The sequence below is a fragment of the Pantoea sp. FN0305 genome (genome assembly GCF_050113845.1).
In the GTDB taxonomy this organism is placed as follows: Bacteria; Pseudomonadota; Gammaproteobacteria; order Enterobacterales; family Enterobacteriaceae; genus Mixta; species Mixta alhagi.
The window spans coordinates 15,099-36,047 of sequence record NZ_JBNJSN010000003.1; the positions used below are offsets into that span (position 1 = coordinate 15,099).

General features: G+C 54.4%; 20 protein-coding genes and 1 pseudogene. 10 read left to right on the forward strand and 11 right to left on the reverse strand.

The features are described from left to right. Positions 1-32: 32 nt before the first annotated feature. Positions 33-338 (reverse strand): annotated as a pseudogene (locus ACQE3Y_RS07140) (glycine betaine ABC transporter substrate-binding protein); the annotation flags it as partial. 234 nt (positions 339-572) lie between these two features. On the opposite strand from ACQE3Y_RS07140, the gene ACQE3Y_RS07145 reads away from it, so the two are divergent. Continuing rightward, positions 573-1,553: a LacI family DNA-binding transcriptional regulator gene (locus ACQE3Y_RS07145; protein WP_426974055.1), complete on the forward strand. Its 981-nt coding sequence runs from the start codon at positions 573-575 to the stop codon at positions 1,551-1,553. On the opposite strand, the gene ACQE3Y_RS07150 is transcribed toward ACQE3Y_RS07145, so the two are convergent. After that, positions 1,554-2,156, reverse strand: a complete 603-nt coding sequence (locus ACQE3Y_RS07150) for a LysE family translocator (protein ID WP_426981212.1) — start codon at positions 2,154-2,156, stop codon at positions 1,554-1,556. Between the two features lie 79 nt (positions 2,157-2,235). On the opposite strand from ACQE3Y_RS07150, the gene ACQE3Y_RS07155 reads away from it, so the two are divergent. The 5 genes from ACQE3Y_RS07155 (at position 2,236) to ACQE3Y_RS07175 (ending at position 7,556) form a co-directional block, all read left to right on the forward strand. Next, entirely contained in the window at positions 2,236-3,225 is a 990-nt protein-coding gene (locus ACQE3Y_RS07155) for a hydrolase (RefSeq protein ID WP_250651539.1), read from the forward strand. 3 nt (positions 3,226-3,228) lie between these two features. After that, positions 3,229-3,450: a YheU family protein gene (locus ACQE3Y_RS07160; RefSeq protein ID WP_426974054.1), complete on the forward strand. Its 222-nt coding sequence runs from the start codon at positions 3,229-3,231 to the stop codon at positions 3,448-3,450. A gap of 123 nt (positions 3,451-3,573) precedes the next feature. Then, complete coding sequence (locus ACQE3Y_RS07165; protein ID WP_085068519.1) at positions 3,574-4,443, forward strand: phosphoribulokinase; 870 nt, start codon at positions 3,574-3,576, stop codon at positions 4,441-4,443. Positions 4,444-4,758: 315 nt separating this feature from the next. Further along, positions 4,759-5,391 carry a cAMP-activated global transcriptional regulator CRP gene (crp, locus tag ACQE3Y_RS07170; RefSeq protein ID WP_017803012.1) on the forward strand — a complete coding sequence of 211 codons (633 nt, stop codon included), beginning with the start codon at positions 4,759-4,761 and terminating at the stop codon, positions 5,389-5,391. Positions 5,392-5,453: 62 nt separating this feature from the next. After that, positions 5,454-7,556, forward strand: a complete 2,103-nt coding sequence (locus ACQE3Y_RS07175) for a YccS/YhfK family putative transporter (RefSeq protein ID WP_426981214.1) — start codon at positions 5,454-5,456, stop codon at positions 7,554-7,556. Between the two features lies 1 nt (position 7,557). Here the strand turns inward: ACQE3Y_RS07175 and argD are convergent, their stop codons facing one another. The 5 genes from argD to ppiA all read right to left on the reverse strand — a co-directional run bounded on the left by argD (position 7,558) and on the right by ppiA (position 10,924). Then, positions 7,558-8,781 carry a bifunctional acetylornithine/succinyldiaminopimelate transaminase gene (gene argD, locus ACQE3Y_RS07180; RefSeq protein ID WP_426981216.1) on the reverse strand — a complete coding sequence of 408 codons (1,224 nt, stop codon included), beginning with the start codon at positions 8,779-8,781 and terminating at the stop codon, positions 7,558-7,560. A gap of 91 nt (positions 8,782-8,872) precedes the next feature. Further along, on the reverse strand, positions 8,873-9,460 hold the full coding sequence (locus ACQE3Y_RS07185; RefSeq protein WP_426974051.1) for an aminodeoxychorismate synthase component II: 588 nt from the start codon (positions 9,458-9,460) through the stop codon (positions 8,873-8,875). A 40-nt stretch (positions 9,461-9,500) separates the two neighbouring features. Continuing rightward, entirely contained in the window at positions 9,501-10,094 is a 594-nt protein-coding gene (locus ACQE3Y_RS07190) for a putative adenosine monophosphate-protein transferase Fic (protein ID WP_426981217.1), read from the reverse strand. Then, the gene (locus ACQE3Y_RS07195; RefSeq protein WP_085068529.1) at positions 10,084-10,254 is read right to left on the reverse strand and encodes a YhfG family protein; all 171 of its coding nucleotides are present in this window, start codon (positions 10,252-10,254) and stop codon (positions 10,084-10,086) included. The genes ACQE3Y_RS07190 and ACQE3Y_RS07195 overlap by 11 nt, the downstream gene beginning before the upstream one ends. A gap of 97 nt (positions 10,255-10,351) precedes the next feature. Beyond that, on the reverse strand, positions 10,352-10,924 hold the full coding sequence (gene ppiA, locus ACQE3Y_RS07200; protein WP_085068531.1) for a peptidylprolyl isomerase A: 573 nt from the start codon (positions 10,922-10,924) through the stop codon (positions 10,352-10,354). A gap of 274 nt (positions 10,925-11,198) precedes the next feature. Here ppiA and tsgA point away from each other — a divergent pair, with 274 nt between their 5' ends. Continuing rightward, a complete protein-coding gene (tsgA, locus tag ACQE3Y_RS07205; protein ID WP_250651534.1) occupies positions 11,199-12,380 on the forward strand; it encodes an MFS transporter TsgA in 1,182 nt (393 codons plus the stop codon). A gap of 135 nt (positions 12,381-12,515) precedes the next feature. Here tsgA and ACQE3Y_RS07210 read toward each other — a convergent pair whose 3' ends face one another. Then, positions 12,516-13,802, reverse strand: a complete 1,287-nt coding sequence (locus ACQE3Y_RS07210) for a cytosine deaminase (protein ID WP_426981219.1) — start codon at positions 13,800-13,802, stop codon at positions 12,516-12,518. Between the two features lie 226 nt (positions 13,803-14,028). On the opposite strand from ACQE3Y_RS07210, the gene nirB reads away from it, so the two are divergent. From nirB to cysG, 3 genes are all read left to right on the forward strand, one after another. Then, entirely contained in the window at positions 14,029-16,572 is a 2,544-nt protein-coding gene (gene nirB / locus ACQE3Y_RS07215; RefSeq protein WP_426974046.1) for a nitrite reductase large subunit NirB, read from the forward strand. Beyond that, the gene (gene nirD / locus ACQE3Y_RS07220; protein ID WP_250651531.1) at positions 16,569-16,898 is read left to right on the forward strand and encodes a nitrite reductase small subunit NirD; all 330 of its coding nucleotides are present in this window, start codon (positions 16,569-16,571) and stop codon (positions 16,896-16,898) included. Before nirB ends, nirD begins: the two co-directional genes overlap by 4 nt. A gap of 113 nt (positions 16,899-17,011) precedes the next feature. After that, positions 17,012-18,382 carry a siroheme synthase CysG gene (gene cysG / locus ACQE3Y_RS07225; RefSeq protein ID WP_426981221.1) on the forward strand — a complete coding sequence of 457 codons (1,371 nt, stop codon included), beginning with the start codon at positions 17,012-17,014 and terminating at the stop codon, positions 18,380-18,382. 134 nt (positions 18,383-18,516) lie between these two features. Here the strand turns inward: cysG and trpS are convergent, their stop codons facing one another. The 3 genes from trpS to rpe are packed head-to-tail and all read right to left on the reverse strand — an operon-like array spanning position 18,517 to position 20,887. Continuing rightward, positions 18,517-19,521 (reverse strand): tryptophan--tRNA ligase, encoded by a 1,005-nt coding sequence (gene trpS / locus ACQE3Y_RS07230; protein WP_085068543.1) that lies wholly within the window; start codon positions 19,519-19,521, stop codon positions 18,517-18,519. 18 nt (positions 19,522-19,539) lie between these two features. Beyond that, positions 19,540-20,217, reverse strand: coding sequence for a phosphoglycolate phosphatase (locus ACQE3Y_RS07235; protein WP_426974044.1), 678 nt, complete (start codon positions 20,215-20,217; stop codon positions 19,540-19,542). Next, entirely contained in the window at positions 20,201-20,887 is a 687-nt protein-coding gene (rpe, locus tag ACQE3Y_RS07240; protein ID WP_426974043.1) for a ribulose-phosphate 3-epimerase, read from the reverse strand. Before rpe ends, ACQE3Y_RS07235 begins: the two co-directional genes overlap by 17 nt. Positions 20,888-20,949: the final 62 nt, after the last annotated feature.

Below are 20,949 nucleotides of genomic sequence, written 5' to 3' on the forward strand. Positions count from 1 at the left end.
TAAAACGGCTTATCACCCAAAATGGTGGCGGGCTGCGAAGCCAGCAGGAAAACTTCAATCGGCAGCTTCTGACTGGCGGCGACCGCCAACGGACTGGAGCCGATATTGCCGATTTGTACATTCCCGGATGCCAGCGCACGAACGACACTGGAGCCACTGTCAAATTTACGCCAGTTAACCTGCGCGCCGCTTTGCTGAGCGAAAGTGTTATCCGCCTGAGCAACTTTCGCCGGTTCCGCCGAGGTCTGATAAGCCACTGTAACCTCAACGGCGTGCGCCTGGGTCGCCAGCAGCGATAACGTCGCTGCCCATGCTAAAAACCGCGTGATCCTCACCATCTTACGTTCCGCCTGTTGCTATCATCGTGATGGCTCAGTTGTAACTGAGAGGCGGATACAACATGAAGTAATTAAAAATTATGTTTAATCGCTAAATTGCCTTAGAAGAGATATCGCTATCTTTATCTGAAAATTAAAAAAGTCTGATTTTTCTGATGAAAAATGGACCTGAATCGGCCACTGTATAACGATGTTTTACAGGCTATTCATTGGTGAGTTGTCAGAGGGTTTTCCATGTCGATTGAGAAAGTTGCCCGTTTCGCTGGTGTATCGACCGCGACCGTTTCACGTGTGCTGAACGGTTATAAGGGCGTTCGGCCTGCAACCCGTGAACGCGTTTTAGCTGCTATTGCCGCCTGTCAATACCAGCCTAACCTGCTGGCGCGCCAGCTACGCACCTCTCAGAGCCATATGTTACTGGTGCTGGTTTCCAATATTATCAATCCTTTCTGTTCACGCGTGGTGCGCGGCATTGAGGCAGAAGCGGAGGCGCACGGCTACCATATTCTGCTGTGCAATTCCGATTCACAAACCCAGCGCGAATCTGCTTATCTCACGCTGCTGAGCGGCAAAGTGGTGGATGGCGTTATTACCATGGATGCGGCAAGCAACCTGCCTGAACTGCGCCGAATGATTGGCGATTCCCCCTGGGTACAATGTGCCGAAGGCGATCCTGATGTCGCTGGCTCATCGGTCACTATTGATAATCAACAGGCCGCGCGGGCGGCAGTGCAACATCTGGCGCAGCGCGGACGGCGACGGATTGCGATGATCAACGGCGATCCACGCTATCTCTATGCGCAACAGCGTGAGTTGGGATATCGATCGGCGTTAGCCGAACTGGGTTTGTCATGGTCCGGCGTTGAATATGCTAATGAAGTAGAGTGCGAGGCGGGCTTTGCGGCCATGAAACGGCTGCTGGAAACAAAAGAGCCGCCAGACGCCGTGTTTACCGTATCTGATGTGCTGGCAGTAGGCGCGATACACTGCGCACGTCAGTACCAGCTCGCCATCCCTGAGGATATCGCCGTGCTGGGCTTTGACGGCCTGCCGTGGAGCGCAATGCTGTCGCCGCCACTCAGTACGCTGGAACAGCCAATGCATCAGTTGGGCACGCGCAGCGTACAGCTGCTGTTACAGCGCATTCAGGATCCGCTGACGCCACAGGTTCATGAGCGGCTCCCCTGTGAGCTGGTGGTACGCGCCTCCAGCTAATCAGTGCCATATCAACAGTACGCAGGCGGCAGTCAGCACGCCCATCGTCAAATTAAAAATTTTCCATGCGCGGCGGCTACGCAGCAGACGGCCTATCAGGGTGCCAAAGCCAAGCCAAAGAATGCCAGCGACCAGATTAACCAACGCCATCCCCATGCTGATAGCCACAACTGAACTGCGATAGGCTTCACCTGCCAGGCTAAAGCTGGCCACGGCCCCCAGCGCCATTAACCAGGCTTTGGGATTAACCAACTGCAGCAGTCCTCCCTGCCATAAAGGCATAGGACGAGGCGGCGCTTCACCCATCTCAATCTTTTCATAGGCCGCCGTTGCAATTTTCCATGCCAGCCACAGCAGATAGAGACTACCCACAATTTTCAAAAACAGGTGCAGAGAGGGGTAAACCAGAATCAGCCCGCCCACGCCAAACGCCACCAGCAACAGCATAAGCTGCATACCGAGCATAATTCCTGCCATTAAAGGGAGCGAACGCAGAAAACCAAAATTGGCGCCAGCCGTGGTCAATAGCGTATTATTTGGCCCTGGCGTAATCGCCGCCACCCAGAGAAAACCAAGCATCGATAAAAACAGACTGAGTTCCATAAAATGGGTGCTCCTCACCCGGTAAAATGTTAACCCGTTTAAACTAACAGTGCGCCTGAATGCGTACAAGCGTGAAACGATGAGCTTTGATCACAGTCAGGAATCCTTTATTCCCTTGAAAGGACTGCATAATCCCCACCTGCAAACGGTGCTGCCGCGTCTGTTTCGCCGTCGGGTCTCTTTACGCCCTCACTGGCAGCGTCTGGATCTGCCGGACGGCGATTTTATCGATCTTGCCTGGAGCGAAGATCCCATGCAGGCGCGGCATAAACCGCGTGCGGTGTTGTTTCACGGACTGGAAGGAAGCTTCCATAGCCCCTATGCGCACGGCCTGCTGCAGGTGTGGCAACAGCGCGGCTGGCTGGGCGTGGTGATGCACTTTCGCGGCTGCAGCGGCGTGCCTAACCGCATGGGGCGCATTTATCACTCCGGCGAAACCGGGGACGCCAGCTACTTTTTACGCTGGCTGCGAACCACTCTGGGCCATGCGCCGACCGTGGCTGTCGGCGTGTCGCTGGGCGGAAACATGCTGGCCTGTTTGCTGGGCCAACAGGGCGATGATTGTCCGCTGGATGCCGCCGTTACGGTCTCGGCGCCGCTAATGCTGGAACCGTGCAGCGCCAAACTTGAGCAGGGATTTTCCCGCGTCTATCAGCGTTATCTGTTAAGCCAGCTCAAGCTCAACGCCCGCCGCAAGCTACAGGCCTGGCCCGGCACGCTGCCGGTAGATCTGTTACAGCTGAACGCGCTAAAGCGCCTGCGTGACTTTGATGATGCCATCACCGCCCGCGCCCACGGTTTTTCCGATGCCGGTGACTATTACCGACGGGCCAGCGCCATGCCGCTGCTGCCCGGCATACGTAAACCGCTGTTAATTATCCATGCGCAGGACGATCCCTTTATGACCGATGAGGTGATCCCGGATATGGCGCGGTTACCTGCTAACATTGAATATCAACTAACGGAATATGGTGGCCATGTCGGTTTTGTCGGCGGCACGTTACGTCGTCCGCAAATGTGGCTGGAGCAGCGTATTCCTCAATGGCTATCACCTTATCTGGATAACTAAGCTGTGATTATTCCCTGGCAAGATCTCTCCCCGGAAACTCTGGAAAACCTGATTGAAGGTTTTGTATTGCGCGAAGGCACGGATTATGGCGAGCAGGAGCGCTCCCTGTCGGAAAAGGTGGAAGATGTCCGTCGCCAGCTGAAAAGCGGCGAAGCCGTGCTGGTCTGGTCGGAACTGCATGAAACGGTCAATATTATGCCGCGCGGTCAGTTCCGCGAGGGATAGTGATGCGGTCAGCTCTGTGCGGCTCGTCACATTAACGTGGTCTGGCGGACCTGCCCGATGATGACACCTCTGACCGAAACGTGATAACAATGCTCATCGCCCGATTTAATCCAGAGAGTATTTATGTCAGCCAGACATCCGATCATCGCGGTGACCGGCTCCAGCGGAGCGGGAACCACCACCACCAGCCTTGCCTTTCGTAAGATTTTTCAGCAGCTTAATCTGCATGCCGCTGAACTGGAGGGTGACAGTTTCCATCGCTATACGCGCCCGGAAATGGATATGGCGATCCGCAAAGCCCGCGATTTGGGGCGTCATATCAGTTACTTTGGACCAGAAGCCAACGACTTTGGCCTGCTTGAGCAAACCTTTGTTGAATATGGCGAAAATGGCCGTGGCCAGTCGCGTAAATACCTGCATACCTATGATGAGGCGGTGCCGTGGAATCAGGTGCCTGGTACCTTTACGCCGTGGCAGCCATTGCCGGAGCCAACGGATGTGTTGTTTTATGAAGGACTGCACGGCGGCGTGGTGACGCAGCAGCATAACGTGGCAGAAAAAGTGGATTTGCTGGTTGGCGTGGTGCCCATCGTGAACCTGGAGTGGATTCAGAAGCTGGTGCGCGATACCAGCGAGCGCGGCCATTCTCGCGAAGCGGTGATGGATTCCGTGGTGCGCTCAATGGAAGATTATATTAACTACATTACGCCACAGTTCTCACGTACCCATCTTAACTTCCAGCGCGTACCCACAATAGACACCTCAAACCCTTTTGCCGCACGCGCTATTCCTTCGCTGGATGAAAGCTTTGTGGTGATTCATTTTCGCGGGCTGGAAGATATCGATTTCCCCTACCTGCTTGCCATGCTGCAGGGCTCCTTTATTTCACATATTAATACGCTGGTGGTGCCGGGCGGAAAAATGGGACTGGCGATGGAGCTGATTATGCTGCCGCTGGTGAAACGCCTGATAGAAGGCAAAAAAATTGAATAAGAGGCTTGCCACTGTCTCTTGTCTGACTCCTGATAAGTAAGCAAATTGTCAGCCGGGGCGTTCATCAGCTAAACGGCAATTGTCCGATTCAGCACAAGCTGAAGCGAGACAACAGGAGACAGTAAGATAAAGCTGTGCTACAAACAAAGCTGTAATATTTTCGTTCTATGAAACGAAAACGGGACGACGGCACGCCTTGAGGCCTCGCAGTTGCCCGTATAAATTTCCAGCAGGAAACGCTTGAAGATTTCAACGCCTGACAGGGAAAACTGCCCCCTGTATTTAGGGCACGATTACAACAGAGGATAATAGCGAATGGTTCTCGGCAAACCGCAAACAGACCCTACACTCGAATGGTTCCTGTCACATTGCCATATTCACAAATATCCATCAAAAAGCACATTGATTCATCAGGGTGAAAAGGCCGAGACGCTCTATTACATTGTAAAAGGTGCGGTTGCGGTACTGATCAAAGATGAAGAAGGCAAAGAGATGATCCTTTCCTATCTTAATCAGGGTGATTTCATTGGCGAGCTTGGCCTGTTTGAAGAAGGTCAGGAACGCAGTGCATGGGTACGCGCGAAAACCGCCTGTGAAGTGGCTGAAATTTCGTATAAAAAATTCCGTCAGCTGATTCAGGTTAATCCTGACATTCTGATGCGTCTCTCTTCCCAGATGGCTCGTCGCCTGCAGGTGACTTCAGAGAAAGTAGGCAATTTAGCTTTCCTTGACGTGACCGGCCGTATTGCACAGACGTTGCTCAACCTTGCTAAACAGCCGGATGCGATGACGCACCCGGACGGGATGCAAATCAAGATTACCCGTCAGGAGATCGGCCAGATCGTCGGCTGCTCACGTGAGACGGTGGGCCGTATTCTGAAAATGCTGGAAGATCAAAACCTGATCTCCGCTCACGGTAAAACGATTGTCGTTTACGGCACCCGTTAAGCTACGCTGAAGACACGGCGTGGTGCCTGGCATCACGCCGTGTCTGTTTTGGTGATGTAGCGATGTGGCGGAGAATTATTTATCATCCCGAAGTGAACTATGCCCTGCGTCAGACGCTGGTGCTCTGTTTACCGGTGGCCTTTGGCTGGCTGCTGGGGGATTTGCAAAAAGGATTGCTCTTCTCGCTGGTTCCCGCCTGCTGCAATATTGCCGGACTCGATACCCCACACCGCCGCTTCTTTAAACGCCTGATTACAGGCGGCTCGCTGTTCGCACTCAGCAGTTTTCTTCTTCAGTGGCTATCGCTACAGCAGGTGCCCCTGCCCGCGACGCTGTTTGTCATGGCATTATTGCTGGGCGTTACCGGCGAAATCGGCCCGCTTCATGCACGTCTGCTGCCAGCTTCCTTGATTGCCGCTATTTTTACGCTCGGTCTGGTGGGCAATATACCGATCTGGGGGCCGCCGTTGCTCTATATCGGCGGCACCTTCTGGTACGGGCTGTTTAACTGGTTCTGGTTCCGGCTGTGGAAAGAGCAGCCGATGCGGGAAACGCTCAGCCTGCTCTATCGCGAACTGGCGGATTACTGCGAAGCTAAATATACCCTGCTGACGCAGCTTACCGATCCGGAAAAAGCCTTGCCTCCGCTGCTGGCGCGCCAGCAGAAGGTGGTTGATCTGATTAACACCTGTTATCAGCAAATGCATATGCTGGCCGCCAACCGCGATCATAACCATCGACGCCTGACGCGCGCTTTTCAGGTGGCGCTGGATCTGCAGGAGCATATTGCCGTTAGTCTGCATCAGCCGGAAGAGGTGCAAAAGCTGGTAGAGCAAAGCCATGCGGAAGCGGTCATCCGCTGGAACGCGCAAACCATCGCCGCACGGCTACGCGAGCTGGCGGACGATATGCTTTATCACCGGCTGCCAGCACGTTTCACCATGGAAAAGCCGCTGCTGGGACTGGAGAAAATTGCGCGTCGGCATCCGGAGAATCCGGTCGGCCACTTCTGCTATTACCATTTCAGCCGCATCGCTCGCGTGCTGCGTACCCAGCGCCCTCTTTATCGTCGCGATCTTATGGCCGATCGCCAGCGCCGGCTGCCGCTGCTTTCCGCACTGCGCAGCTATCTGTCATTTAAATCTTCCGCTCTGCGTACCGCGGCTCGCTTTGCGGTGATGCTGGTATTCGGCAGCGTGCTGGCGCTGGCGTTCAACGTACCGAAACCCTGGTGGATCTTAATGACCATCATGTTCGTCAGTCAGAATGGCTACAGCGCAACGCGTGTGCGTATCCAGCACCGCGCGCTTGGCACGCTGGCTGGGCTGATTATCGCCGCTGCAGCCCTGCGTCTTGCGGTACCGGAATCGCTGGTGCTGTTAATCATGCTGATCATTACCTTAGTCAGCTATCTGTTTATCCGTAAATATTACGGCTGGGCGACAATCGGTTTTACCGTGACCGCCGTTTATTCATTACAGCTGCTGTCGTTGAACGGCGCGCATTTCCTGTTGCCGCGTCTGATGGATACGCTGATGGGATGCTGCATCGCTTTTGGCGGCATGGTCTGGCTGTGGCCGCAGTGGCAAAGCGGGCTGCTGCGACAGAATGCGCATGATGCACTGGAAGCGTATCAGGATGCTTTACGGATGCTGCTGGGGAGCGAGGCATCACCGCAGAAGCTTGCCTGGCAGCGGGTACGCGTTAATCAGGCGCATAATGCGCTGTTTAACTCCCTGAGCCAGGCGATGCAGGAGCCAGCGTTTAATACCCGCTATCTGAATGATATGAAACTTTGGGTCACGCACAGCCAGTTTATCGTTGAGCATATCAATGCGATGACTATTCTGGCCCGTGAGCACACCATGCTGACGCCTGCGCTGGCGCAAAGTTATCTGCAGTCGTGTGAAATTGCGCTGCAGCGCTGTCAGCAGCGGCTGGCATATGACGGGCCGGGACAGGATACCAATATCCTGCAAGGAGATGCAGAGAACCAGGAAGGGCCGATGACCATTATGGAGCGTCATGTAAAGCGTATCCTTGAGCACCTTTCAGTGATGCATACTATCTCATCTCTGGCGTGGAGCCAGCGGCCGCACCACGGTAAATGGCTGGTACGCCGCCTGCGTAAGGATAAGCGCGCCCTGACATCGGGCGCGCCCTGAATCATGCGGGTTTTAATACTTTTTCGGCAGCCCTGGCCAGACGCGCCATGCCATCACCAATATCCGCCAGCGGAATCACCAGCGAAGGCGCAAAGCGCAGAACATCGGTGCCCGCCGTTAAAATCATCAGGCCTTCCGCAGCGGCGGCGTTAAGAATATCGCGCGCTTTGCCTTTATGCTGCGGCTGAAGCTCCGCCCCGATCAGCAACCCTTTGCCACGGATTTCGCTGAAGATATCCAGCTTGGCGTTGATGGCTTCCAGTGCCTCAATAAAGCGCTGACGGCGTTGCTCAATGCCATCCAGCACCGAAGGCGTATTAATTACATCCAGCGCAGCTTCCGCTACTGCGCAGGCCAGCGGATTACCGCCATAGGTGGTGCCGTGTACGCCAGGCGCCATCGCCGAGGCGATCTCATTAGTGGTCAGCATCGCACTAATGGGGAAGCCGCCGCCCAGCGCTTTCGCTGAGGTCAGAATATCGGGCTGCACACCATAATGCTGATAGGCAAACAGCTTACCGCTGCGCCCCATCCCACTCTGGACCTCATCCAGTACCAGCAGCGCCTGATATTGATCGCACAGCTGGCGCAGGCCCTGCATAAATTCCTGCGTGGCGGGCATAACGCCGCCTTCGCCCTGAATCGGCTCAACCACAATGGCACAGGTGTGATCGTCGATCACGGCCTTCACCGCCGCAAGATCGTTAAAAGGTACGTGGACGATATCGGCCGGTTTGGGTCCAAAACCATCAGAGTATTTCGGCTGCCCGCCGACGGAAACGGTAAACAGCGTGCGGCCATGAAACGCGTTATGGAACGCGATGATTTTGCTTTTATAAGGGCTGTGGCGCGTGGAAGCATAGTAGCGCGCCAGTTTGAAGGCGGCCTCGTTGGCTTCAGCCCCTGAGTTCGCAAAGAAAACGCGCTCAGCGAAAGTCGCGTTAATCAGCTTGCTGGCAAGACGCAGCGCGGGTTCATTAGTGAAAACGTTGCTGGTATGCCACAGCATTTCGCCCTGAGTTTTCAGCGCCTCTACTAACGCCGGATGGCAGTGACCCAGCGCGGTTACGGCGATACCGGCGGTAAAATCGATATATTCGTTGCCCTGCTGATCCCACACCCGGCTGCCTTTGCCTTTTACCGGCACAAACTGTGCTGGTGCATAAACCGGCAATATAACCTCATCAAAGGTCTGCCGCGTAACCGCCATTTTTTCCGCTGCCATTCGCTACCTCATTTAATTTCACACAGATACCCAGTGAAAAAATAATCATTAAATATGCATAATAAGTCAAACGGAATCGCAGCGTATGCAATTAAACAGCGGCCTGTCTACGCAAAAAATTAGCCAGCAACGCATGTCCCTGCTGGCTCAGGATGCTTTCCGGATGAAACTGCACGCCCTCAACATCCAGCGTCTTATGACGTAATCCCATGATTTCATCCGGCTTGCCATCACGCAGGCTCCATGCGGTAACCTCCAGACAGGCTGGCAGCGTCTCTTTTTCCACAATCAACGAGTGATAGCGCGTCACCGTCAGTGGCTGCGCCAATCCGGCAAATACGCCAGCCTGTTGATGAGCAATCGCGGAGGTTTTACCGTGCATAACCTGACGCGCGCGGATCACGCGTGCGCCGAAAACCTGCGCCAGCGCCTGATGGCCCAGGCAAACGCCAAGCAGCGGCAGCCGCCCGGCAAAGGTGCGGATAGCGTCCAGAGAGATACCTGATTCATCAGGCGTGCAGGGACCAGGAGAGATCACCAGATGCGTCAGCGGCAGCGCGTGCATTTCCGCCAGCGTAATTTCATCGTTGCGGCGCACCAGTACTTCCACTCCCAGCTCGCAGAAGTACTGGTACAGGTTCCAGGTAAAAGAGTCGTAGTTATCAATAAGCAGCAGCATTTTTACTCCGGGCTGACCAAAACGCCGCTATTCTACGCGCTTACTTCGGCTCGCTCACTACGTTACTAAAGATATCGGTCAGCCCCTGCAGATCGCCGTTCACGCTCTCTTCATTTGCCCGCAGCCAGGCTGCGCGTTCAGTCTTGCTCCAGTCAATGTCATAACCTGCATGAATAATTAACTGTTCAAAGAAGAGGCGCTGCGCGCGGCCGTTGCCGTCGCGAAAGGGATGCAGCATATTGATTTCGCAGTAATAGTGCGCCAGCCGCGCCACAAACTGCTCAAAAGGAAGATCGGCCAGGCCATTCTCTTCCTCAAGCGCTTCCATCAGGGCGTTACCCTCTTTCTCAATATATTCAAAGTGGCAGAAAGGCGTATCGCCGAGATAGAGATCGATTTTGCGAATTTCTCCAGCCCAGTCATAGAGATCCTGAAACAGCGTCCGGTGGATAGCGCACAGATAAGGAAAACCCAGATTGCGTGGCCCCAGCTCAATGGTTGCCGCCCGCAGCGAAGTAAAGGCGACCTCCGCTTTTTGCAGTTGGGCGGTATCATGTAAATTGAACCGGTTGCGCAGTACGTCATCGTTCTGCCAGTAGTAAGGATCGCGCCCGTTCATTGCATTAGCCGCCATATTGCCTCCGTAATGCCTCTAAGCGCTGTGCGGCCTGTTCAGCATCCAGCGTCACTTCCGCAAAAGATAAGCCTTCCAGTTTACTACTGGCCAAAAAATTCGCGTTGCGCCGCTGTTGCCATAATGTGGCTTTCTGCTTTTCGGTCAGTTTTGTTGGCATACCGCCTCCGGTCAGAGAATAAGTGACCTAAGTATAAGCAGCAAATTACTGCTCTGCAGAAGGCTGGCGTGCCGCCGCAGACGCGACGGCAGAGAAATCAGGGCAGGACTTTCGCGGAAAGGATAACAACCGGCTTGCTGGGGACATTTTGATAAGGCCCGATATTTTTGGTCGGCACCTGAGATATTTTGTCGGCTACATCCATGCCTTTCACTACTTTACCAAACACGGCATAGCCAAAATCACGCTGCCCATGATCCAGGAAAGCGTTATCGGCAACGTTGATAAAGAACTGGCTGGTAGCGCTGTCTTTTTCAGCAGTACGCGCCATAGCAATCGTGCCGCGCGTGTTACGCAGGCCGTTATCCGCTTCGTTTTTGATCGGCGCGTTGGTGGGCTTCTGCTGCATATCGGTCAGGAAGCCGCCGCCCTGAATCATAAAGCCGGGGATCACACGATGAAAAGTCGTATTGTTATAAAAACCGTTATTAACGTAATCAATAAAGTTCTTAACAGAGACCGGTGCTTTCTGATTATTCAGTTCAAGTTCAATATTACCGGCTGACGTGGTCAGGAGGACGTGCGTATCGCCCTGCGCAGCGAAAGTTGGGGCAGAAAAAGTGGACAGCGCCAAAAGTGCCGCGACCGCTGTCAAAGTACGTTTCACCATGAATAATTCCTTACTGAGGCCACAAAAACTAAACGAAATTGATTGTAAAGAGCATGCCAGGCAAGAGCCAGCGTTTTACCTTTATTTACGTAAACAAACCTGATAAGCAAACGTTAACGTCACACAAATAAAGGGTGATTTAAATCACATTATTGATGAAATCAATGAATGTGATTTCATCGTTGGTTTGATCGCGGCTGAAATTTCTTTACACTTCCGGCGACAACCCCTGCGCTGCTTCAGCCAGGCCCTTTGGCTCAAGGTTTCCCCAACTATGACTAATCGTAACCGCATTGGACTGACGTGGATCAGTTTCTTTTCCTATGCGCTCACCGGCGCACTGGTAATTGTCACCGGGATGGTTTTAGGCGATATCGCTAACTATTTCCAGCTTCCGGTCTCTGAAATGAGCAACACCTTTACTTTCCTCAACACCGGCATCCTGGTGGCGGTATTTTTAAACGCCTGGCTGATGGAAATCGTGCCGCTGAAACGCCAGCTGATTTTTGGCTTTGTGTTGATGGTGTTAGCGGTGCTGGGCCTGATGACCAGCCATAGCCTGAGCGTTTTCTCGCTGTGCATGTTTGTGCTGGGCGTGGTCAGCGGTATTACGATGTCGATCGGCACCTTCCTGATCACCCATCTTTATGAAGGGCGTCAGCGCGGATCGCGCCTGCTTTTTACCGACTCCTTTTTTAGCATGGCCGGTACGATTTTCCCGGTTATCGCCGGGATGTTGCTGGCGCGTCATCTGCCCTGGTACTGGGTTTATGTCTGCATCGGCGTGATCTACCTGGCGATCTTTGTGCTGACGCTGAGCGTTGAGTTCCCGGTATTAGGCAAGAAACAACATAATGCACAGCCGGTAGTTAAAGAGAAATGGGGCGTGGGCGTACTGCTGCTTTCCATTGCCGCGCTCTGCTATATCCTCGGCCAGCTCGGCTTTATTTCATGGGTACCGGAATACGCCACTAAAACCATGGGCATGGATATTAGCGCTGCCGGACAGCTGGTGGGTAACTTCTGGACCTCCTATATGATCGGCATGTGGGTGTTCAGTTTTGTGCTGCGCTTCTTTGATTTGCAACGCATTCTGATGGTGCTGGCTGCGCTGGCAACGCTGCTGATGTACTGGTTTGTCAGCAGCAGCGAGCCTGACATGCTGAAGTGGATCATTATCGCTCTTGGCTTCTTCTCCAGCGCGATCTATACCACCATTATCACGCTCGGCTCGCAGCAGACCCGCGTTTCCTCGCCGAAACTGGTGAACTTTATTCTGACCTGCGGCACCGTTGGCACCATGCTGACCTTTGTGGTCACCGGCCCAATTGTGGCAAAAGGCGGCGCACATGCCGCGCTGTTTACCGCTAACGGGCTTTACGCCGTGGTGTTTGTAATGTGTCTGCTGCTGGGCTTTGTCACTAAGCATCGTCAGTTCGGTCACGCCGATCATTGATCTTTACGGGCGGAACGGATGTTCCGCTCTTTAATTCAAGGTGCAGGCGCGGGACGCTTTACTCTTCTGCCTGCACCTCACACGCTTTGAGTTCATGCGTCGTCTGGTGGTAAAACGCGAGTTCCGCCTGCCCCCTTAATTGCGTTTAAAACTCACCTCTTCCGCCTCATTGAGCCAGATCTGCGTACGCGCCGGTTCGGTGGCGGCAATCACTCTTCCCTGCCGGATTGAGTAACGCACCGGCACCTGACGCCGTACCGCATCAAAGCCGTTTTCCGCTGGCAAAATAATCAGGCTGGCGCTGTTGCCGACCTGGATGCCGTAATCGGTCAGCTGCAGAGTTTTTGCACTGTTATGGGTAATTAAATTGAGTCCCTGTTCTATTTGCTCATAGCCCATTAGCTGACAAACATGCAGCCCCATATGCAGCACCTGCAACATGCTGGCGGTGCCAAGCGGATACCAGGGATCAAACACATCATCATGGCCAAAACAGACATTAATGCCTGCCTCCAGCAACTCTTTTACCCGTGTCACGCCGCGTCGTTTGGGATAATCATCAAAGCGCCCCTGCAGATGAATATTCACCAGCGGGTTGGCGACAAAATTAATTCCGGAGAGCGCCAGCAGCCGAAACAGACGCGAAGTGTAAGCGCCGTTATAAGAGTGCATCGCCGTTGTATGGCTGGCGGTAACGCGTGCGCCCATGTTTTCCCGGTGCGCCAGCGCCGCCACGGTTTCTACAAAGCGCGACTGCTCATCATCAATTTCATCGCAGTGAACATCCACCTGGCGCTGATATTTCTGTGCCAGCGCAAAGGCGATATGCAGTGATTCAACGCCATACTCGCGAGTAAATTCAAAATGCGGAATAGCGCCTGCTACATTGGCACCCAGTTGCAGCGCCTCTTCCAGCAGCTTCGCGCCGTCAGGATAAGAAAGAATGCCTTCCTGCGGAAAGGCGACAATCTGTATATCGATCCACGCCGCCATCTCCTGCTTTAATGCCAGCATCGCTTTCAGTGCCGTCAGGCTGGGATCGGAAACGTCCACATGCGTACGCACATGCTGAATACCGTTGGCGATTTGCCATTTCAGCGTTTGGGCGGCCCGTTGTTTCACATCTTCCGGCGACAGTAGCGCCTTACGCTCGGCCCAGCGCTCAATGCCTTCAAACAGCGTGCCGGATTGATTCCAGGCGGGCTCGCCGGCGGTTTGCGTGGTATCAAGGTGGATATGCGGCTCGACAAAAGGCGGCAGAGCCAGTCCGCCTTCCGCATCAAGGGCGTTAGCGCTACGATCGGCCAACGCTGGCTGCGGCCTGATCGCGGCAATTTTCCCGCCAGCGATTTCAATTTGCCACAGACCTTCACGCTGGGGCAGACGCAGATGATTAATCCATTGCAGTTCAGTGGAAGCCATAACGGACTCCTGAAGAAAAGAGGGGGACATTCAGGCTAGCATGGATTAGGACCAACGACGTAGACAACGCTTCACTAAGTTACAGATATTACAAACATTCCTGAAAAATCCCATAATTCAACCACATACCACCTTGGAGGTATATTGCGCCTCAATTGATGCATATCAATAAGCTTGCTAATAATCGCGTTATTGTGGCGCCAATTAGATCAATTTTGAGGCAAAAATGAGCACTGTCAAACTCGCCATCATTGGTAATGGCATGGTTGGCCACCGCTTCATTGAAGAACTGATCGATAAAGCCGAGCCTGGCCAGTTCGAAATCACTGTCTTCTGTGAAGAACCTCGTGTGGCATATGACCGCGTCCATCTCTCCGCATACTTTTCCCATCATACCGCTGACGAACTCTCGCTGGTTCGCGAAGGCTACTATGAAAAACATGGCGTCCGCGTGCTGCTTGGTGAACGCGCCATCACCCTGAACCGTCAGGAAAAGGTGATTCACTCCAGCAGCGGCCGCGCCGTTCAGTATGACAAGCTGATTCTGGCGACCGGTTCTTATCCGTGGATCCCGCCGATTCAGGGCTCTGATGGCCCGGACTGCTTTGTCTACCGCACTATTGAAGATCTCAACGCCATTGAAGAGTGCGCGCGCCGCAGTAAAAGCGGTGCGGTCATCGGCGGTGGTCTGCTGGGTCTGGAAGCGGCCGGCGCGCTGAAAAACCTTGGTATTGAGACCCACGTTATCGAATTTGCGCCAGTGCTGATGGCTGAACAGCTTGATGTGCAAGGCGGCGGCCAGCTGCGTCAAAAAATCGAACAGATGGGCGTGCGGGTGCATACCAGCAAAAACACTAAAAATATTGCTCATCATGCGTCAGGCAAAACCCTGGAGTTTGCCGACGGCACCAGCCTGGATGTCGATTTTATCGTGTTCTCTACCGGCATTCGTGCGCAGGATAAACTGGCGCGCCAGAGTGAACTGCCGGTAGGGCCACGCGGCGGCGTCCAGATTAACGATTGTTGCCAGACCGCCGATCCGGATATTTACGCCATCGGCGAATGCGCATCCTGGAACGAGAAAATTTTCGGTCTGGTGGCACCAGGTTATAAAATGGCGCAGGTCGCCAGCGATCACCTGTTAGGCCGTGAAAACCAGTTCAGCGGTGCGGATCTCAGCGCCAAACTGAAGCTGCTGGGCGTTGACGTAGGCGGCATCGGCGATGCGCATGGCCGTACGCCGGGCGCACGCAGCTACGTTTACCTGAATGAGCAAAGCGGCGTCTACAAACGTCTGGTGGTCAGCCCGGATAATCAGTATCTGCTGGGTGCGGTGCTGGTTGGCGATACCAGCGACTATGGTCAGCTGCAGCAACTGGTGCTTAACCAAATCACGCTGCCGGAGCATCCGGACAGCCTGATTCTGCCTGCGCATGCCGGCAGCGAGAAACCGGCGCTGGGCGTGGAATCGCTACCGGACAGCGCGCAGATCTGCTCCTGCTTCGATGTCTCGAAAGGCGATATCATTCAGGCCGTGGCGAAAGGTTGCCATACCGTTGCCGCTATCAAAGCGGAAACGCGTGCCGGTACCGGCTGCGGCGGCTGCATCCCACTGGTTACCCAGGTACTGAATGCCGAACTGAGCCGTCAGGGCATTGAAGTTAACAATCATCTGTGCGAACACTTCGCCTGGTCGCGCCAGGAGCTGTATCACCTGATTCGTGTGGAAGGCATTAAAAGCTTCGATGAGCTGCTGAAAAAATATGGTAAAGGGTACGGCTGTGAGGTCTGTAAGCCCACCGTTGGTTCTCTGCTTGCCTCTTGCTGGAACGACTATGTGCTGCAACCCCAGCACGCGCCACTGCAGGACAGTAACGATAACTTCCTCGGCAATATCCAGAAAGATGGTACCTATTCGGTGATCCCGCGCTCGCAGGGCGGCGAGATCACGCCTGAAGGGCTGATGGTGATTGGGCAGATTGCACGTCAGTATAACCTTTACACCAAAATCACCGGTTCACAGCGTATCGGCCTGTTCGGCGCACAGAAAGATGATTTGCCTGCGATTTGGCGTCAGCTGATTGACGCCGGATTCGAAACCGGCCACGCCTACGCGAAAGCATTGCGTATGGCGAAAACCTGTATCGGCAGCACCTGGTGCCGCTATGGCGTTGGCGACAGCCTTGGCTTCGGGATTGAGCTGGAAAACCGCTATAAAGGCATCCGTACCCCGCACAAAATGAAGTTCGGCGTTTCCGGCTGTACGCGTGAATGCGCCGAAGCCCAGGGCAAAGATGTCGGTATTATCGCTACCGATAAAGGCTGGAATCTCTATGTGTGCGGTAACGGCGGGATGAAACCGCGTCATGCCGATCTGCTGGCAGCCGATCTCGATAAAGAAACGCTGTTACGCTACCTCGACCGCTTTATGATGCTCTATATCCGCACTGCGGATAAGCTGCAACGCACCTCAACCTGGCTGGAAAGTCTGGAAGGCGGTATCGGCTATGTACGCAGTATCGTTATTGATGACAAGTTAGGCCTGAATGAACAGCTGGAAAGCGATATGGCCCAGCTACGCAGCCGCGTTATTTGCGAATGGAAAGCCACGCTTGAACAGCCTGAAGCGCAAAACCGTTTCGCTCACTTTATCAATAGCCCGCAGCGCGATCCTTTGGTGCAGGTTGTTGAAGAACGTGGACAGCATCGTCCGGCGCGTCCCCACGAGCGTATCGCGATTAAACTGGTTGAAGAGGAGGAACAGGCATGAGCCGCTGGCAAACCGTCTGTAAATTAGAAGCGATCCTGCCTGCTACCGGCGTCTGCGCTCTGGTTGATGGTGAACAGGTTGCGATTTTCCGCCCGCGTGCGGACGAAGAACTGTACGCTATCAGCAATATCGATCCTTTCGCCGAAGCCAGCGTGCTGTCGCGTGGCATCATAGCTGAGCATCAACAGGATTTATGGGTCGCCAGCCCGCTGAAAAAACAGCGTTTCCGTCTGCGCGATGGGCTCTGCATGGAAGACGCCAGTCGTTCTGTACGCAGCTGGCCAGTGCGCGTGCGTGAAGGCCAGGTCGAGGTCGCCTGCGGCTAAAGCTTGGGCTCAGCGCAAGCGTGGTTAAAATAAGTTTGTTCCTGCCCGCGGCGCACCCTGTGCGCCGCATCACCTGCGAATCACGATAAAAACCGGCAAACCGGGAGAACACCATGGATTACCTACCGCTATTTTGTCAGCTGCGCGGCAGAACCTGCCTGCTGGTTGGCGCAGGCGATGTCGCCGCACGTAAAGCACGGCTACTGCTGGATGCCGGCGCTCAGCTTCGGGTTTGCGCGCTTGATTTCAGTACGCCATTTTATGAGTGGCAGCAGACTGGCGAAGTCACGCTGTTGCCCCAGCCTTTTTCCGCCGAGCTGCTGGATGAATGCTGGCTGGTTATCGCCGCAACCAGCGATGAACAGGTTAATCGGCTGGTGAGCGAGGCAGCAGAAGCGCGTCGTCTGTTTTGTAACGTTGTAGATGCCCCCGCGCAGGCCAGTGTGATTATGCCTTCAATTATCGATCGTTCTCCGCTAATGATTGCCGTTTCCTCTGGCGGGCGGGCGCCCGTGCTGGCCCGCCTGCTGCGGGAAAAGCTGGAGGCGTCGCTGCCGCAGCATTTAGGCCGGTTGGCCGCGCTGGCAGGATCGCTGCGTCAGCGGGTTAAACAGCAATATGCAACCGGAGCTGAGCGCCGTCGCTTCTGGGAAAAGCTGTTCGTCAGCGATCGTCTGGCGCAATCGCTGGCCAATAATGATACAGAACGGGCGGCTGCATTAACCGATGAACTCTTTAGCCAGCCGCTGGATAAACGTGGCGAACTGGTGCTGGTGGGTGCCGGTCCGGGCGATGCTGGCCTGTTGACGCTGAAAGGGTTACAGCAAATCCAGCAGGCGGACATTGTGGTTTACGATCGACTGGTTTCCGATGATGTCCTGCAGCTGGCGCGTCGCGATGCGGAGAAGATTTTTGTCGGTAAGCGCGCTGGTCATCACTGCGTGCCGCAGGAAGAGATCAATCAGATCCTGCTGGAGCAGGCACGGCGCGGTAAACGCGTAGTGCGCTTAAAAGGCGGCGATCCCTTTATCTTTGGACGCGGCGGAGAAGAGCTGGAGGCGTTAAAGGACAGTAATATCCCCTTTTCCGTCGTGCCCGGTATTACTGCCGCCTCTGGCTGCTCCGCTTACAGCGGGATCCCATTAACCCATCGCGATTACGCTCACAGCGTGCGCTTTGTTACCGGCCACCGTAAGCAGGATTACCAGCCCGACTGGGCTAACCTGGCGGCTGAACAGCAAACGCTGGTGTTTTATATGGGGCTGGCACAGGCAGGTGAGATTCAGCATCAGCTGCAGGCGCACGGCATGGCTGCATCAATGCCGGTCGCGCTGGTTGAAAACGGTACCAGCACGCGCCAGCGTGTGGTCAGCGGTGAACTGGCCCAGCTGGAAACGCTGGCGACACAGGTGGTCAGCCCCAGCCTGATTATCGTTGGACGGGTGGTTGCGCTACGCGATAGCCTGAACTGGTTCTCTTCATAGTCAAACATGAGTTCAAACACGCTTTCTGATATGACATAAACTGTCAGCGGTCTTGCAAAGAGCCCTTTGCAAGACGCTATTTTTTAGTGATGCCCTGCCCGCCGGGGTGGGATAACGCAGGCAGGGATTTTTGCTTAAGGCTGAGCGACGAAGCCTACCGCCTCATAAACTTTTTTCAGCGTTTCCTGCGCGTGCGCGCGCGCTTTTGCCGCACCATCACGCATTACCTGCTCAAGGAAAGCTTCATCTTCGCGATAACGCTGATAGCGCACCTGAAGCTCGGTCAGCATGCCGGAAACCGCCTCTGCTACCTCGCCCTTGAGATGACCATACATCTTGCCTTCAAATTCCTGCTCAAGCTGGCTGATGCTTTTGCCTGAAATGGCGGAGAGAATATCCAGCAGGTTAGAAACGCCCGCTTTGTTCTGCACGTCGTAACGCACCACCGGCGGCTCGTCGGAGTCGGTAACCGCACGCTTGATCTTTTTCACTACTGCTTTCGGATCTTCCAACAGGCCGATAACGTTATTGCGGTTATCGTCCGATTTGGACATCTTTTTCGTCGGCTCAAGCAGCGACATCACGCGCGCGCCTGATTTGGGAATAAACGGCTCTGGCACCTTAAACACGTCGCCATACAGCGCGTTAAAGCGCTGGGCAATATCACGGCTCAGCTCCAGATGCTGCTTTTGATCTTCGCCAACCGGCACCTGATTGGTTTGATACAGCAGAATATCCGCTGCCATCAGTACCGGATAATCAAACAGCCCGGCGTTGATGTTCTCTGCGTAGCGAGCAGATTTATCTTTGAACTGGGTCATGCGGCTCAGCTCGCCGAAATAGGTGTAACAGTTCAGCACCCAGCTCAGTTGAGTATGTTCTGGCACATGTGACTGGACGAAGATCGTGCTTTTTTCGGGATCGATGCCGCAGGCAAGGTAAAGCGCCAGCGTATCCAGCGTTGCTTTACGCAGCGCGGTCGGGTCCTGACGTACGGTGATGGCGTGCAAATCGACAATACAGTAGATGCAGTGATAATCGTCCTGCATCTGTACCCACTGACGCATCGCACCCATGTAGTTACCAATGGTCAGTTCGCCGGAGGGCTGTGCGCCGCTAAATACGATGGGTTTGCTCATGCTTTTAAATCCTGATAATTACCGCCCCAATGCGGGCAAAAGGTCGTTGAAATCGTCCAGAACAAGGTTTGGTTCACTGGTGGCAATCGGCTCGCCATAGTTATAGCCGTATGACATCCCCACGCAGGGACAACCCGCCGCCTGCGCCGCCTGGATATCATTGCGTGAATCGCCAACAAACAGCAACTCCTGCGGCAGCAGACCAAACTTGCCTAACACTAAAAACAGCGGCGCCGGATGCGGCTTTTTCGCCGCCACGTCATCGCCGCCGATCACTAACGAAAAGTAGCTTTCGATACCAAGCGCGTTTAGCAGCGGCGCAATAAAAGGTGTCGGCTTGTTGGTCACCAGCGCCAGCGGCAGCCCAGTGGCGCTCAGCTTTTCCAGCGTCTGCGCCACGTGCGGAAAGAGCGTCGTGCCCGACTCCGCCGTTTCGGTATAAAACCGATCAAACAGCGCTCTGCCGTCGCGCAGTTCGTTCGCTTCGGGCTGACGCTGCAGCGCCCAGCTTAGCGCTCGCTGCACCATAATATCGGCGCCGTTTCCTATCCAGGTGGTAACGCGCGGGACACCGGCCGCAGGCAAGTTTAAAGCAATCAGCGCCCGATCCACTGCCGCTGCCAGCCCCGGCACGCTATCAACCAGCGTACCGTCAAGATCGAAGGCCAATGCGCGAATATTAGTGAAAGGCGCCATGACGACTTTTCTCCAGTTCATTACGCATATCATCAATCACTTTTTTATAGTCTGGCTGACCAAAGATGGCCGACCCGGCAACAAACATATCCGCGCCAGCGGCAGCGATTTCGGCAATATTATCCACTTTCACGCCGCCATCGACTTCAAGCCGAATATCGTAACCGCTATCGTCAATGCGCTTACGCGCCTCGCGCAGTTTATCCAGCGTACCGGGAATGAAAGACTGACCGCCGAAGCCCGGATTGACCGACATCAACAGGATGATATCCAGTTTATCCATCACATAATCGAGATAGCTCAGTGGAGTGGCAGGATTAAAGACTAAACCGGCTTTGCAACCATGCTCTTTAATGAGCTGCAGGCTGCGGTCGATATGTTCGCTGGCTTCAGGGTGGAAGGTAATAAAGCTGGCGCCCGCTTCGGCAAACTGAGGGATCAGGCTGTCGACCGGCTTCACCATCAGATGAACATCGATCGGCGCGGTAATACCATAATCGCGCAGGGCTTTTAACACCATCGGCCCCATGGTCAGGTTGGGAACATAATGGTTATCCATAACGTCGAAATGCACCACGTCTCCTCCCGCTGCCATAGCTTTCGCTGTGTCTTCGCCCAGACGGGCGAAGTCTGCAGAGAGGATTGAAGGGGCCAGCAAAAATTGTTTCATCCGTATCTCCCACTGTATGCGCCAGTAAAAATACTGACAGATTGCGCTGGTCGCGGACGAAA